General features: G+C 36.5%; 13 protein-coding genes. 6 read left to right on the plus strand and 7 right to left on the minus strand.

What is annotated here, in order from left to right:
- Window positions 1-52: 52 nt before the first annotated feature.
- The 4 genes from AC1DOS_RS11205 (at window position 53) to AC1DOS_RS11220 (ending at window position 4,257) form a co-directional block, all read left to right on the plus strand.
- The gene (locus tag AC1DOS_RS11205) at window positions 53-406 is read left to right on the plus strand and encodes a C40 family peptidase (protein ID WP_477537563.1); all 354 of its coding nucleotides are present in this window, start codon (window positions 53-55) and stop codon (window positions 404-406) included.
- A 236-nt stretch (window positions 407-642) separates the two neighbouring features.
- Window positions 643-1,740: an acyltransferase gene (locus tag AC1DOS_RS11210; RefSeq protein WP_477537564.1), complete on the plus strand. Its 1,098-nt coding sequence runs from the start codon at window positions 643-645 to the stop codon at window positions 1,738-1,740.
- A 335-nt stretch (window positions 1,741-2,075) separates the two neighbouring features.
- Complete coding sequence (locus tag AC1DOS_RS11215) at window positions 2,076-2,315, plus strand: hypothetical protein (RefSeq protein WP_477537565.1); 240 nt, start codon at window positions 2,076-2,078, stop codon at window positions 2,313-2,315.
- Window positions 2,308-4,257 (plus strand): transposase, encoded by a 1,950-nt coding sequence (locus AC1DOS_RS11220; RefSeq protein WP_477537566.1) that lies wholly within the window; start codon window positions 2,308-2,310, stop codon window positions 4,255-4,257. The genes AC1DOS_RS11215 and AC1DOS_RS11220 overlap by 8 nt, the downstream gene beginning before the upstream one ends.
- 140 nt (window positions 4,258-4,397) lie before the next feature.
- On the opposite strand, the gene AC1DOS_RS11225 is transcribed toward AC1DOS_RS11220, so the two are convergent.
- From AC1DOS_RS11225 to AC1DOS_RS11255, 7 genes are all read right to left on the minus strand, one after another.
- Window positions 4,398-5,387, minus strand: coding sequence for a hypothetical protein (locus tag AC1DOS_RS11225; RefSeq protein WP_477537567.1), 990 nt, complete (start codon window positions 5,385-5,387; stop codon window positions 4,398-4,400).
- A gap of 349 nt (window positions 5,388-5,736) precedes the next feature.
- The gene (locus tag AC1DOS_RS11230; RefSeq protein ID WP_477537568.1) at window positions 5,737-5,955 is read right to left on the minus strand and encodes a hypothetical protein; all 219 of its coding nucleotides are present in this window, start codon (window positions 5,953-5,955) and stop codon (window positions 5,737-5,739) included.
- Window positions 5,956-6,123: 168 nt separating this feature from the next.
- Window positions 6,124-6,786 (minus strand): HAD family hydrolase, encoded by a 663-nt coding sequence (locus tag AC1DOS_RS11235; RefSeq protein ID WP_477537569.1) that lies wholly within the window; start codon window positions 6,784-6,786, stop codon window positions 6,124-6,126.
- A 269-nt stretch (window positions 6,787-7,055) separates the two neighbouring features.
- Window positions 7,056-8,024: an ATP-grasp domain-containing protein gene (locus AC1DOS_RS11240; protein WP_477537570.1), complete on the minus strand. Its 969-nt coding sequence runs from the start codon at window positions 8,022-8,024 to the stop codon at window positions 7,056-7,058.
- Window positions 8,025-8,042: 18 nt separating this feature from the next.
- Window positions 8,043-9,089, minus strand: coding sequence for an LLM class flavin-dependent oxidoreductase (locus AC1DOS_RS11245; protein ID WP_477537571.1), 1,047 nt, complete (start codon window positions 9,087-9,089; stop codon window positions 8,043-8,045).
- A 251-nt stretch (window positions 9,090-9,340) separates the two neighbouring features.
- A complete protein-coding gene (locus AC1DOS_RS11250; RefSeq protein ID WP_477537572.1) occupies window positions 9,341-10,960 on the minus strand; it encodes a thiamine pyrophosphate-binding protein in 1,620 nt (539 codons plus the stop codon).
- Entirely contained in the window at window positions 10,957-13,218 is a 2,262-nt protein-coding gene (locus AC1DOS_RS11255) for an EAL domain-containing protein (protein WP_477537573.1), read from the minus strand. Before AC1DOS_RS11255 ends, AC1DOS_RS11250 begins: the two co-directional genes overlap by 4 nt.
- A gap of 333 nt (window positions 13,219-13,551) precedes the next feature.
- Here AC1DOS_RS11255 and AC1DOS_RS11260 point away from each other — a divergent pair, with 333 nt between their 5' ends.
- Together AC1DOS_RS11260 and AC1DOS_RS11265 are read left to right on the plus strand one after the other, a co-directional pair.
- A complete protein-coding gene (locus AC1DOS_RS11260) occupies window positions 13,552-14,742 on the plus strand; it encodes an MFS transporter (protein WP_477537574.1) in 1,191 nt (396 codons plus the stop codon).
- Between the two features lie 158 nt (window positions 14,743-14,900).
- Complete coding sequence (locus tag AC1DOS_RS11265) at window positions 14,901-15,110, plus strand: hypothetical protein (RefSeq protein WP_477537575.1); 210 nt, start codon at window positions 14,901-14,903, stop codon at window positions 15,108-15,110.
- Window positions 15,111-15,180 lie beyond the last annotated feature (70 nt).

Raw genomic sequence — 15,180 nt, forward strand, 5'->3', positions numbered from 1 at the left:
GAATTAAATCTGAATTAAATCTACGCAAGTAATATCAGCTGCAAATAAAGTAATGGGTACAAAATATGTTTATGGCGGAACGACAACAAARGGCTTTGATTGCTCAGGATTTGTTGGTTATGTATATAAAAAAGTTGGAGTAAAATTGCCAAGAACGACTGGATCAATGTATTCAACTGGAAAAAAAGTTTCTAAGAAAAACCTAAAAGCTGGTGATGTAGTATTTTTCAATACTTCAGGTAAAGGTGTTTCTCACGCTGGAATTTACATCGGCAAAGGAAAGTTTGTACATTCTTCATCAAGCAAAGGTGTTTCAGTCGCTAAGATTAATGATCCATACTATTGGGGTTCAAAATATATCGGTGCAAAACGTGTTGCATCAGTAACACAAGTTGCATCAAAATAATATGATTTAAATAACGCCTGATCGCAGAAGTAAATTGCGCTCAGGCGTTTTGTGATTCATTTGGGCTCAAGTGTAGTGATATTTATTAATCTCACTACAATATTTGATAGAAACCTTTTTTTGAATATTTAGCTATATAGAAGTTTATAGGAATTTTGGTTTTTCGAAGTCTCATATTTTTACGTGTGGTATAATTATAAATTAATTATTATTTTTGATAGAAGAGGGATGAGCATTTGAAGAAAGAGATTGCCTCAATTTACTATGTTCGTTTTTTTGCAATGTTGATGGTTGTTTTAGTCCATACAACGGCTCAGTATCGCCACCTTTTTGATGTGCCATCTGCACAAAATGCATTTTACTTCTTTTTAAATCATATTGTCCGAATCGAAGCAGGAATGTTCATTATGATTATGGGAATTGTCTTCTTCTATATGTATAAAGACCGTCCATTTACTAAAGAAGTGTTTTTTTCTTATTGGAAAAAGCGCGTGGTATATATATTGATTCCATATATTATTTGGTCTTTAATTTACGAAGTCGAGATATGGCATTATCAGGATCGAGCTCTAGTTTGGTCGGAAGTATTGGATCGCCTCATGATGGGGCAAAGTAAGTATCAGTTATATTTTATTTTTATTGTGGTACAGTTTTATTTGATTTTCCCATTATTAATGATGATGGTTCGGAAATGGTCGTTTTTCCGAAAGTATTTGTGGGTATTTGGTTTGCTGGCTGAATATGCATATTTCCAATTTAGCTTACGTTCTAACTTGATTCAGGTGCCTATTTTTTTAAGTCTAATTAGTCCATACTTATTAGGTGCTTGGATAGGTATCCATTATGAGGAAATTGTAACGAAAATGTCGAAATTTAAAATGATTTTGACGGGGATTGTTGGATTAGGATTAGGTATGACGTATGTATTTATTCGTTTCCGTAATACATACTTTGAAAGGTTGTCAATTGACCAGGATTACTATAAGTGGATAGGAATACTATTTCTCTTTATTGGAAGCTTGTTCTTTTTCTATTTTGCGGAGTATTTGGTTAAGTGGTCAAGTGAGAAAACAGTAAACCGTATGCGAAGCGTCGCTGCCTATTCGTTCGGTTATTATTTGATGCATCCGTTAGTCTTATTCCAAGTGATGGAATTATTGCCTACGCGTGAAACTCCTTTACCATGGCATATTACGATATTCTTGCAATATTTTTTAACGATAGTTTTATGCTATTTGATTATTTGGTTGTTCCATCGTTTTGTACCGTTTGCTAGTTTCTTATTTGGAAAGCTACCTAAGAAAGCTCAATTAGTATGGAGAATTAAGGATTAAGTTGGTTTATTGTACCACCATACTCCTCCAAAATAATGCATTCTTGTACAAAATTTAAATAATTTGAGTGAGTAAGAAAAAAGAAGCGCGAGTAGTCTAACGGGTTCTGTTTTGAAGTACAAAAACTAAATAAGTAAAACAAAAGGGATATCAATTCGTCTATGAATTGGTGTCCCTTATTTTATTGATGTGACTACAATAATGTATAAAATTTTCATTTTTTGGCATACAATTGGTATAAGAAAATGTTCGCATACAATAGTTGGTGTAAGACGGAAATTCCTATACCAATTATCTTACCATTTAATAAACTGTTTTTTACCACTAAAAGGGAGTTGGACAGAATTAAATATATTAAGCCAAAGTATGTAAATGTCGAACCAATTGAATTTAAATTATCAGAGAAAACCCGTAAATTAATTTGTCATTACGCTGAATACACAGGATTAACCGAAAGCCAAGTGTTGGAGGAAACATTAATAAACCTGTTAGAAGATAAAGACTTTATTCAACACATTAAAGGCTTACGAAATAACGTTCGTATTAAAAGAGAATTAGGTATCTTCGATGAGTAAACTCAAACGTTTAGCCAATTCTGTTGATACGCTTGTTCATATACTTCATATAGAACCACCTGTGACTGAAGAAGAACTCAAAGAAAGAACTAAGCTCTACGAATTATTAGAACCCAAAAAATTCAAATCACATTTTAGTAAACAGGTGTACAGACCTACACATTTCAACCTTGATGGAAAAAGATATTCAATCCAGATGAACCATTGTGCAAACCCATTCTGCAAAAATTTTGGCACAGAACAGACAAAATACAAAGGTAAAGCCCAAAGGTACAAGTTATCCGGCAAAGATTCCGAAAAGGTAAACATTTGTTCAAAAGATAATCGTGATGTCGATGATATACCAACCTTAAATTGTAATACTCGCACGATGTCAAACTGGTCAATTGCCACGGAAATTGAACGACTTCATCGAAACAACATTACCCTGCCAATTGAACCGGTCTATCAATTTCATAAAGATTCTTGTATCTTAGATTCCACACCTTTTACGGTTCAAAAAGATTTCTATAAGAGAGGGACAAGTACGTCAAATTCACAACGATATCAGTGTAAAGCGTGTAAGAAATTTACCAACGTCCTACCCGATAAGACAAGAAATACTGGGTATCATCAACAACGCAATGATATCTTGCCTAGGTTTGCAATGCATTTAATTAATCGAGTGCCAGTATCCCGAACTTGTGAAATTCTAGGTATTGGTCGTGGAACGTATTATTCTAAATTGGAATGGTTGTATCGATGTTGCTTGGAGTTTTTAGAAACAAGAGAGACGAATGTTTTCCGAAAGAAAGAGTTCCCTGAAATATGGCTCTCAACTGACAAAATGATGTATGTATTAAACAATGTACGTAAAAAGGGTGAATCGAATAAAGCAAAACATTCATCGGTTGAAAAACAGTTACCCACTCAAGTTGTTGTTAGCAGCGATCAAGCTTCAAGATATGTTTTTCGTGCAGATGTTGCCTTTGATTGGGATATTAGGAAAGACCAAATTTACTTGGATACCGAAATTTACAAAGACGATCATTTAAATGACTTCTTGAGTAAGAATGGACGTTTTACTAATTACGGGAACCATCCAATGTTACCGAGCGTTAATGATACTCAATCAATGATAGAGTATGCTTATCAACAAAATGAATTTAACAAAAGATTTGTATATGTTGATGGGCTTCACGTAAATCAAACCTATACAACCGTCGCTCATTTATGGCATATCAAAAAACTCATTAATACTCCAAAATGGCGTTTTATTACAGATAACGATGCGTCCTTATTAACTGCAATCAACCGTACATTTGTCAATGAAATTAAATCAAAAAATGCCTATACGTTTTTATGCAAAGTTAATAAAACACTTTCACGAAAAGACGCATATCAGGAATATCAAGATTCAAGAAAAGAATTGTTTTCTTGGGCTAAGAGAAAAGGTCTAGATGAAAAAAATCTTCATCTAATTGCGTATTATGTTCTCTTAGAAAATTTAACAACCCATCAATTCCACAAAGTAAACCATACGGTTACCAACGGTGAAATATATTATTCTCACGCAGGTAATCCGATTGAACACCCATTGGGAATGAAAGATCGTGGAAAACGAACAATAGACTGCTTAACCGATATGAGCCATATGCCTATTCACGTATTAGCTCAATTTACAGATAATGTAAATGACAACTCTGTAAACGCATTTCTTCAACAAATTAGAAGATCAATATCAGTATTAGAACGACCTCTAGTCACCAGTAGAGGTGATGGGAAGTCCTATATTTACAGTAATTTTAATCCGAAGTATGCTCAAATGGCGATTACAATTTTGCGAACATATTACAACTTCTGTAAACAATATAAAGTAGGAAACGATAAAAAAACACCTGCCCAGTTTTTAGGTATCGCTAACAAGGTGTATTCGTGGGATGATATTATTTATAAACGTTAACAGTGTAAAAAACCCTTCCAATTGGAAGGGTTTTGTTGATTAATAATAGTGGAATCTTATTGAACTAAAGCACCCTTTAATTTAAGTACATTACTTCACAAACTACCTACTATTATGGGAGATAAGATAATAGGAACCATTTATTGAAAAATTTCTTTCTTATTCTCCAATATTTTAGCTACCTTCATTTTGACACGAGGAACTCCATCTTTTTGATAATAATCATTTAATATTTGTTCTACTTCATATTTGTCTGTACCAAGTATCTTAGGAGAAAATTGCTCAACATAAATGTTGCCATAACCTTTAACACAGTTCGCCATTGTATCCAGTGCAATTAAACTTAAAGGTCTTCCTTTGTTTAGCCAAGTTTTCATTCTCTCCCAGGTTGGGAAGCATACGGCTGCCAGCCTTCCCCAATTATCGTTAAAAATTGTGGAAGTTGACTCAATCCAATCAAGTATATTACTTGAACGGAAACGGTATAGGCAGGAAAAAGCCGCTATTGGCAATTCTTTTTCACTTACCAATTTCAATTTTTCAAATACATTACTTAATCCCTCTTCGGCTGGCAAACTACTGGCTGTTGCCCAAGAGATTGGGTAGAGAAAATCTTCGTCATAATTACCCCAAAGTTCTCTTACCCATTCCGAAGCAGAAGTACCTAAAACATCAGCTACGATTTCCAACATTCTTGATTTTAATTCGTAATTTTCGGTTCCATAATATCTAGATTTCACTGAACTCAAAGTCTTTTGGTTATCGTGTTTTTTAAGAGCATTTATTACATCATCCTCAAGAAACCATCTGGTTATCGAAAAGTCTAATAAAGACTCCAAATTATTTCGAACATCTCGTAATGTTGGTGCTTTATCTTTTTTAGTTACAACTACATCTTCTTCTGGTTGGCAAGCCTCTCCGTCTTCTTCATAAAAATCATCGTGTAACAAAAACTTATTGGGAGAATGGACAACAGCTAGGTTGTACCACTCGATAGGTCGCAAGGAACGTTTTAATAACCTTTCGTGACATTGATTGCATAATTTATAGGGCTGATTGGGGTCGTCAGATGGTTCTAAAACATTAATTTTATTTTTTTTACAGGCTTCACACAAATCAATTACCACCATTAAATTCACTCCATAATTGTATAATTTTATAGCTTTAAAATTTAAACCTCTAAGTAATTAGTGAGTAGTTCTTTGTTAAAGGGAGTAATTCCTTATTAAACTAAACTGCTGCGTTAGTTGAAGAAGAAAAAAAGCTGCCTGCTAAATAGTTCTAATATAATCTTACCATATTTATTAATTATTCCCTTTAATTATTTGAAAATTTTGTTAAGTAACAATTGCTATGAAGTTTTTGGCAAAAACACGTAAAAAAGCACTGCGAATTGCAGTGCCAATTTATTGCTATTAATAAGCGTTTTATTGTGTTATTACGATTTTTGTACTTCAAAACAGAACCCGTTACGAGTAGTCAGCGCTTCTTTTTGTTTGATTCAATTGGTTTGGGATCTACTTGGTGAACATCATGTCTGAGTAGGAAGTAGGCAATAATACCGGAGAAGATAGAGCCTCCTGCTGCAATGAGGATTCGTGAATCAAAAGGTACTTCTGCATATTTTTTCTCTATGAGCCACATTGCTAGGAATGCGACGATTATCATGATTGGAATGATTAAAACAAAGCGTTTCATTAGGGATACATCCTTTTTTTATTTAAGTTTACCATATGTAGCTTTAGTGAAGAGTGGATATTGAGTGAACAACTACCGCCATTGTGGAAAGCCTTAAGACAGGAAAAAGGGGCTTATAGTATAGCTTCAGCTCAATGCATTACATCTGGATAGAACCGATTCAGTTGTTTACCACAGGATTTCCCATTTCCGTTCTTCYGCAATTGCTTGTAGTCTTGATTCAGGTCGGACGGCTACTGGGTTTCCGACTAGTTCCAGAACTGTGATATCTGAGATGCTGTCACCATAGGCAGAGCTGTTTTCCCAGTCGATGTCGAAGCCTTGAAGTGCTTGTTCTATCTTTTCGTTTTTGCGTTCACCTTGAATGTGATAAATGGCGTTGTCCGTATCAACAGTCCCGTTTTTCATTGGGATTTGTGTGCCAATTACTTCATGTATGGCTAGGTCCCGTGTTACTACGTTCAACATTTGAGTGAATGCACCTGAAACTAACAAGACATGATCGCCTTCTTTTAGGTGTTTTTTCAAACGATCAACGACTATAAAGTTAAGTTCATTGTGCATTTCTTTAGACATATCTTTAAAATAATTTTCAATTTCTTGTTGAGGCATATCTTTTAATGCATTTAAATAGAGTTGCATCGATTTCGCTTTCATTTTGTTCTCTGGATATAGTTTTAATTTATACGCAAGATATGGTTTCATGAGTGCTCGGTAAAAAGGTTGATATTTTGAAGAGTGAATAGGATGTTTTTTCATATAATTCATCATCAGTTTAAATGTTTTTTGGGGGTACAGTGTCCCGTCAAAATCGAAAATAGCTACACGCATTAAATGATCACTCCTGTTCTAATGTTTCTAGTTTATCACGAATTTGTGTATGGTAACGAAGGGGAAGCCCACAAATATGATTTGGACATGTTAAATAAGGATGCTATTGATAGATTTAGTGTGAGTTTCAGTTTAGTTGTAATTTTGGTGCATTTAGTTGTAAAAAATGAAGATTTAGTTGTAAAAATAGCGAGTTTAGTGATAATTGTAAAATAAGATAACATAATGAAAAGAGCGACCGTTTTCAAACACGGCCGCTCTTCTCTAGTTTAAACAGATTCGACTTTGAAGTACTTCTTTTCGAGTTCTGCTTTAAGCATTTTTGCAAGTTGAAGCATGTTGTAGCGACCGGCTTCTTTTTCGGCATCTGCGTTGTAGTTGGTGTTTGTGTTGACATCGTATGTGTAAATGTCACCATTTATGTTACGGATGAATTCTATGCCGGCAACTTTGATTTCACTTTGTTTAAGGAAGTTCTCGTATTTTTCAATAATTGGGTCATTAAAGTTCTCAATAATTTGGAATTTCGGTTGAGTTAACGTTGTTTCGGGTTGAGTTTCGCCAACCGGGCAGAACATATCGTCAATTTGACACGTGTCTGCTGGACACAGTTCGAAACCTTCAGATGTGTCGACTTTTACTGCGTATTGGAATTTGCCGTTTATAAATTCACATCGAGTAATGTAAGGTTCAGGTGCCTTAATATATTGTTGGATTAAAGTGATACCGTCAACAGGTTCTTCGAAAGTTGGTCCATCTATATAGGCGCGTAACCCTTCGATTGAGTGAAATAATTGAACCCCAAGTCCTTTACCAGCACGGTTATGCTTGGTGATAAACGAGCTTTCTCCTAGCTCTTGAGCTGCTTTCACAATATGTTCTTTACCCACAGCTGCAATAGTTTTCGGCGTTTTGATTCCTGAAGCTTCTAATGCAGTGTACTGAAGTACTTTGCTTAGCTCGAGTCTTAAGGCGTTGCTGCCGTTGAAAACGGTGCGGTTATGGTGCTCAAGCCACGCTAAGACGGCAGAAGTAAGTTCAGGAGCGTAGCGATGATTTCTCGTATGTGAAGAGGCACTCATTCGATTGTAGAAAATTCCTTCAGGTGGAGCCTCTGTTAAATTAACAATCCCTTGATCGAGATGCCATTCTTCGTAAGGTACTTGTAGTTCTTCAAGACGTTTTGTTAAATGGACAGTCCATTCGCTATTTTCATGAAGTACATATACTTTAGTCATAACTTTGTCCTCCGATGGTCAGATTAGTTGAGCTCTTTTGCTTTCAACGAGTGGCATTACTTTTTTTGCAAACTGTTCCATTTCTTCAAGTTGCGGTGAGAATTGTAGCAATAAGAGATCAAGACCTGCTTGTTCGTAAGCAATAATTTGATTGGCAATTTGTTCTGGTGTGCCGATCAGGTTGGGTCTTAATCCACGATTCGAAACTGAGTAGTCGTAAAGCTTCACTTGTTGTTCAAGTTGCGATTTGTTGACGAAGTCATTATATCCAGCATATGCGCTTGATTCTTTCGTATCAGTAATTCGTTGCAACTCAAGTTGAACTTGTTCTTCAGTGTCCCTACAAATGATATATGCAGCCATTCCAAAAGATTGGAACGGATCTTTTCCAGCTTGCTTGCGTAAGGATTTCATGTCATTGATTTTAGTAGTGATTTCTTCGACAGTTCCACCGTGCATAACGTAAGCATCACAGCCAGCAATTATCGTTTCTTTTCCTCGAGGACTTTCGCCACCTGCGTAAAGAATTGGGTTCGGTTGTTGAACGGGCTTTGGATGTAGGTGTGCATTTTCAATATTATAAAATGACCCTTTGTATGAAAAGACCTCTTCTGTCCACAATCCTTTGAGCACATCGATAAATTCTTCGGTACGATCATAACGCGCGTCATGTTCAGTAAAGATACCACCGTATTGTTTGGCTTCTTCTTCCCACCAAGCTGATACGACATTTAAAGTGAAACGTCCATTGCTTATGTGATCGATATTGGCCGCCATTTTAGCAGTGACGGCGGGGTTATGGAAACCTGGTCTAACAGCTGCCATAATTTCAATTTTTTCAGTGACTGCAGCTAGCGCGGCTGCTGTTGACCAAGCTTCCAATGAGTCGGATTCTGGTCCTTTTATATCGTTTAAGTAAAGCTCAGCAATAAGGGTAGTATCAAAGCCTAATTTTTCGCCTGCTTGTATCACTTGCTTTGCGTAATCGAAGGTAGGGGGCATGTTTTCATCATCTACGTTGCGCAACCAACCTCCGAAAATAGGTAACCAAAATCCATAGCGCATAATGTGTCCAACTCCTTTTTGAAGAAAAGTGAAATTAATAGAATAATGAAATTCATTATATTAATTAATCCTATAGGATAACTAGGTTATTAGTCAAATATGGAGATTATGTTTTACCATGGTCCCCAGTGACAAGTAAAGCTAGTTGTAAAATTTGTGAGTTTAGTTGTAATAGTAAAATTATGGGTTTTGAGAACTGGAAATGAGTACACAAAAAACTCCCCACAAATTGTGGGGAGTAGGTCAGTTAGTTAGCCACGCTTCAGGGTAGGTGGAATTTCTTCGGGATCCACCATGATTTCGATAACAGTAGGTCCATAGTAAGTTTGAGCAAAGATAAGGGCTACTTCAACTTCTTCTGCTGAAAAGCAACGGAAAGCTGCTGCACCTAGTGATTCACCAAAGAGGCTTAGGTTTGCAGGATATTCATAAACAGTTCCAATTGATCGACCTAAGTTATAACGCATCCCTTTGTCTACCATGTCGAGGCGTCCATTGTTTAAGACGATAAAGGGAATTTGCAAGTCGTGACAGACAGCAACTGAGATTTCGGCGCCGTGCATCATCATACAGCCGTCTCCAGTCAAGCATGCAATCGCTTGCTTAGGATGGGCAATTTTTGCACCTATCGCGTATCCGATGGCATGACCCATTGTACCGAAAACATCGTCTGCAAAGAATGTACCTTCTTGTTCAATATCAAAATGTTGAATTGCATAGAAAGTATGACTCCCATCATCGCCAAATAGAATGGTCTCAGCAGATAAGTGTTTACGCATCAGTTTGACTGCAGTAACTGCAGATATTTTTTCTGTTGGCGAAGCAGGAATTACAATTGATTCTCTTTCCACTAATGACGTTGCAGCGATTTCAAGAATGGCAGGGTCGAGAATCGCTTGAAGGTTTACTTTTGCATCTCCGATGATAGGCAATGTAGGCACAGGAATCGATTTACCGACAAAAGTTGGTTCTATGTCAAATTGAATGACTTGTTTTGGATGCATGTTTGCTGTGAATCCAGCTAATGTCATGTCTGTTAGTTTTGTTCCGATGACGATAAGTAAGTCGACGCCTTCGTTTAAATAATCACTTGCGGCTTGAGTTCCCCCTAATCCGAATGAACCTAGATATCCTGGATGATCGGTACGGATGGTTCCTTTTCCGCCGGGTGTTGTGATGACAGGTATATGATATTGAAGTGAAAGATACTTTACTTCATCATAAGCTTGTGAAATATGCACACCTTTTCCGAGGAATAGGAGAGGTTTTTTGGCATGATCGAGCAAGGTTTTCACTTCGTTCATATAAGGTGAAACCGGTTGTTGTAAGTGCGGTRATGTCAGAGTAAATGGTTCGATTTCTTCCATAAGTACATCTGCCGGTATTGATAAATGAACGGGACCTTTACGTCCAGTTAAAGCTGTTTCAAGTGCGTGTTGGAAATAAAGCGGGAATTGGTCCGCTCGGTCCACTCTCGCGCTAAAAAGAGTAACAGGTTCAAACATTTTTACAAGATCGGTGCCGAATACGCTGGAATCTTGACCCATAGCCCGGCCTGATTCTTTGACAGAAGGATGTCCCGTAATAAAAAGAATGGGTAAGTTATAGGCTTTGGCTTGTCCTGCAGATGTAAGCAAGTTAGTGCCACCGGGTCCGGAAGTTCCGATTGCAACACCCAATGTATTGTTTTGTCGTGCATAACCTCCTGCCATAAAACCAGCGCCTGACTCATGTCTGCTAAGAACGAAATCGAGTTCGTTCTTTTCCATAGCAAGTAAAAGTGGGACGATGGCTTTACCAGGAACACCGAAAGCATGCGTGACCTGGAAAGATTTTAGATGTTCTACAAGGATAGTTGCAATTGACTTCATAGTTGAATCACACCTCGAGTTGAATTTAATATGAATTTTTTTTCGAAATCATTTGCAGGCAAAGGATTGCTATAATAGTAGCCTTGTATTTCATCACAATTTAAGTTGTTAAGGAAGTGCAGCTGTTCTTCAGTTTCTACACCTTCTGCAATCACTTTTAAGTCGAGAGCATGGGCGATGGAAATGATCGTTCCAACAATTTTTTCGCCTTTTTGACCACTCATCATGTCATGAATGAAACTACGGTCGATTTTTAAGCGATGAATATGGAAATTCTTTAAATAGTTTAATGAACTATAACCAGTCCCAAAATCATCAATCGCAATTTGTATGCCAATTTCACTCAATTCCTCTAAAACAGATGTAGAGCGTATGACATCCATGGTCATTGATTCTGTAATTTCCAATTCCAAAGATTGTGGACTTAAGCCTGTTTCTAGTAAAACTTGCTTAATTTTATCTACCAGTTGTTGTTTTAAGAATTCTTGTGGAGACAAATTGATTGATACTTTTAGCGATGATAACCCTTGATCATGCCATGTTTTCATTTGTCTGCAGGCATGAATAAGTACCCATTCACCTAGATTTACCATTAAGCCCATTTCTTCTGCAAGCGGAATAAAATTATCTGGAGGAACAAGACCTAGGTCTGGATGGTTCCAACGCAGTAACGCTTCCACACCAACTACTTGATTTGTCCGTAAATCAATTTGTGGTTGATAATGAAGGACAAGATCATTGTTTTTTATGGCTAATTCTAGCTCTGATTCGAGAGTCAGTTTTTGAATTGACTCATCTGCCATATCTGAGTTGTAGAAACAGTAGCCATTTTTCCCGCGATCTTTTGCTAAGTACATAGCACTGTCAGCATGAGAGAAAAGTGTATTTATATCTGATCCATCATTCGGATAAATCGCTATACCAATGCTTGTACTGATATGAAACTCAAGATTTTGAATGACAAATGGTTTGCGTACAACTTCAATAATTTCACTTGCGATTTGTTTGAGATCTTCGATCGTATTGAAATTAATGATGGCAATGGTAAATTCATCACCGCCCATTCTAAATAGTTTCCCTCTATTATGTAAATACATATCTAATCGTCGAGCAATTTCAACGAGTAATGTATCTCCTTTTGCATGACCAAGTGTATCGTTTATTAATTTAAATCGATCTAGGTCGAGCAAGAAAATAGACAGAGAACGGTCCTGATCATGTGATTCGAGGACTCCATTTACATAGTTTTGGAAATATCTTCTGTTAGGGAGACCAGTTAATTCGTCATGATGAGCGTGGTGCTTCATTAGAAGCTGGTTCTCATAACGCTCTGTGATGTCTCGGAAGCTTACTACGGTACCTATCAAATATTTATTGACACTATAAATTGGTCGACCATCAAATAAACAGATGGTTTCTTTTGAGGAATCAGGGTTTTTGAAAATGACTTCTATTTCATTAAAGCTCTCTTTTGACTGAATGATCTTTTGTATCCATTCTCCAACAATCGGTAATTCTTGAGCTGTTTTCTTCAATACATCTTTTCGTTTTAAGCCAGTCAGTATTTCGGCATAAAGATTAAATTCTGTAATACGTCCAAGTTGATCAGTTAAAACCATAGCCGTATGGGAAGATTCAGTTACTACTTGATTTAACACATTTAAATCTTTATTTTGTTCACGAAGTTTTATTTCACGCTCGATACTAGTTCCGACAACAGATAATAAAGAGAGAAGTAAAGGATCCTTAAAACTTAAACTTGTCATTAGAGATACTGTGCCAAGAGTTTTATTTGTCCGATGATCTCTAAAAGGAACGGAATAACAAGCAGAATGCGCAAGGAAATCATGGTAATGTTGTGAACCGACAATTTCGATAGGGGAATTATTATCAAGAGCTAAGCTAATACAATTTGTACCACTATTTTCTTCGATAAATTGAATCCCCGTTTTAAAACCAAGTTGCTCGATTACACTTTTAATCGTATTATCGCCTTCAATGTACATAATGACACCTTGATTATCAGTCAAAACGATAAGCAAAGGTGTACCTTTTACCATACCTAAAAATTCAGGAATAAAAAATTCTACAACATCTAAAACTTCTTTGTTGTCTCTTTGAATTTGTTTTAATTGTGTAGAGGGAATTAATATTGGATCAGGTACAATATTTGGATTTAATCCTAAAATTTTGCACCGTTCATTGGAATCTTCAATAAATTGGAGAACATTTTCTGGTGAATATTCTTTTCCTACCACTCATAACACCTCTCGTATAAATAAAACTTTATAGGTAATATCTCAATATTATTACTTTATATAACAATTTTTTTGTATTATAGTAACGATTACATATCATTATTATAGTTGAAAAGAATTTTTTTTACATGACTATTTACATATTTAATCGAATTATGTGGAAACTTGTCGATAATTGTGTGAGAATCTACTTTTTATAAATCAGAGTTTGTAAGTTCTGGTATTATCTTATAGTAGAAAAAATTTATAAATGTTCTGAATCAAATGTGTTGACGGTAAGATAGGATTTAGGTTTAGATAGGTAAAGTGTTTATAAAGAAAGTTGGATATTGAATGTTACCAGAGCAGAAAAAGAAAATTATTGTGTTAATGATTAATATGTTTATTGCGATTGGGAGTTTTGGAATTATTATTCCGATTTTGCCAGCGTATTTGGTATCAATTGGTGAAGGTGGAATGGCAGCAGGTTTGATGATTGCGATTTTCGCAGGAGCGCAATTTGTAATGTCACCAATTGCAGGAAAATGGGCAGATCAAGTAGGTCGACGTAAGATGATTATCGCTGGTCTAAGCGGTTTGACGATTTCAATGTTTGTCTTTTATTTCTCTGATTCCATTTGGGTGTTATATTTGTCCCGTGTAATTGGTGGGATAGGGGCAGCACTGTTAATACCAGCCATTTTTGCGTACGTCGCTGATATCACGACAATGGATCAACGTGCGAAAGGCAATAGTTATATTTCTGCTGCGATGTCTTTAGGAATTGTGATAGGCCCAGGAATAGGTGGATTTTTAGCAGACTATGACTTAAAACTGCCTTTACTAGTCTCTGCAATGGTGTCGTTAGTTTCAGTTATATTCTCCGTTATTGTACTGAAAGAAAGTAGAGAAGTGACTCCAGAAACGGGTGGTCCAAATGAACAAGAAGCAATGCTTAAAAAGCTAGCACAATCTATACACAAGCCTTACTTTATTCCATTAATTATCACGCTCGTTATGAGTTTTGGATTAATGGCTTATGAATCTGTACTCGGGTTGTTTGTGGATAATCAATTCGGTGCAACGCCGAAACAAATTGCCGTGATGATTACATCAACAGGTATCGTGAGTGTAGTCATGCAACTGTTAGTAGTCGAGCGTCTCGTTCGCCGATTTGGAGAAGGTATCATTTTGAATGTCTTTATTGCAGTCACAGCGGTATGTTTCTTCCTATCATTATTTGCATCAACATATGTATTGTTCTTTATGATTACATTAGTGGTGTTCCTTGCAACATCTATATTACGACCCGTTTTGAATACACTCATTTCAAAACTTGCTGGTAATGAACAAGGCTTTGCAATGGGTATGAACAATGCCTATATGAGCATAGGAAACGTAATAGGTCCACTATTAGCGGGTGTCCTATATGACGTGAATATCATATATCCATTCATTCTAGGATTTGTTGTGCTAGGAATTACAATCATGGTTAGTGTAACGTGGCAGAAGAACAAAAAGGGCATGCTCTACTCAGATTCTTAAGAGACCTGAACGAAGGGTGTCCCAAACAGAAAAGGCTTTTGGCGGCGGCCAAAAGCAGTATTAAGGTTTGCATAACATAAAGTCAGATGAAAGTACCAATCCAAGAGAAAAAAGCTTCTTGAATGGCCCCACTCGCTGTCGCTTGGCGGGTTTTTCTAATGGGATTTTTGGTGAGCGATAGCTCAGTTGGAAAATACGGGAGCCAAGTTGGAAAAATCATGGTTCAAGTTGGAAAATTTGAAGACCAAGTTGGAAAAATAGCGTTCCAAGTTGGAATCGAGATTATTGGATGCCTGAACGAAGGATGTCCCAAACAGAAAAGGCTTTTGGCGTTAGCCAAAAGCAGTATTAAGGTTTGCATAACATAAAGTCAGATGAAAGTACCAATCCAAGAGAAAAAAGCTTCTTGAATGGCCCCACTCGCTGTCGCTTGGCGGG

This window comes from Paenisporosarcina sp. P5_A11, from assembly GCF_056400705.1.

Coding starts and splice junctions, on each gene's coding strand:
- AC1DOS_RS11220 (WP_477537566.1), top strand. CDS start 2,308: ATGAGTAAACTCAAACGTTTAGCCAATTCTGTTGATACGCTTGTTCAT.
- AC1DOS_RS11225 (WP_477537567.1), bottom strand. CDS start 5,387: ATGGTGGTAATTGATTTGTGTGAAGCCTGTAAAAAAAATAAAATTAAT.
- AC1DOS_RS11230 (WP_477537568.1), bottom strand. CDS start 5,955: ATGAAACGCTTTGTTTTAATCATTCCAATCATGATAATCGTCGCATTC.
- AC1DOS_RS11240 (WP_477537570.1), bottom strand. CDS start 8,024: ATGACTAAAGTATATGTACTTCATGAAAATAGCGAATGGACTGTCCAT.
- AC1DOS_RS11245 (WP_477537571.1), bottom strand. CDS start 9,089: ATGCGCTATGGATTTTGGTTACCTATTTTCGGAGGTTGGTTGCGCAAC.
- AC1DOS_RS11260 (WP_477537574.1), top strand. CDS start 13,552: ATGTTACCAGAGCAGAAAAAGAAAATTATTGTGTTAATGATTAATATG.
- AC1DOS_RS11265 (WP_477537575.1), top strand. CDS start 14,901: ATGGGATTTTTGGTGAGCGATAGCTCAGTTGGAAAATACGGGAGCCAA.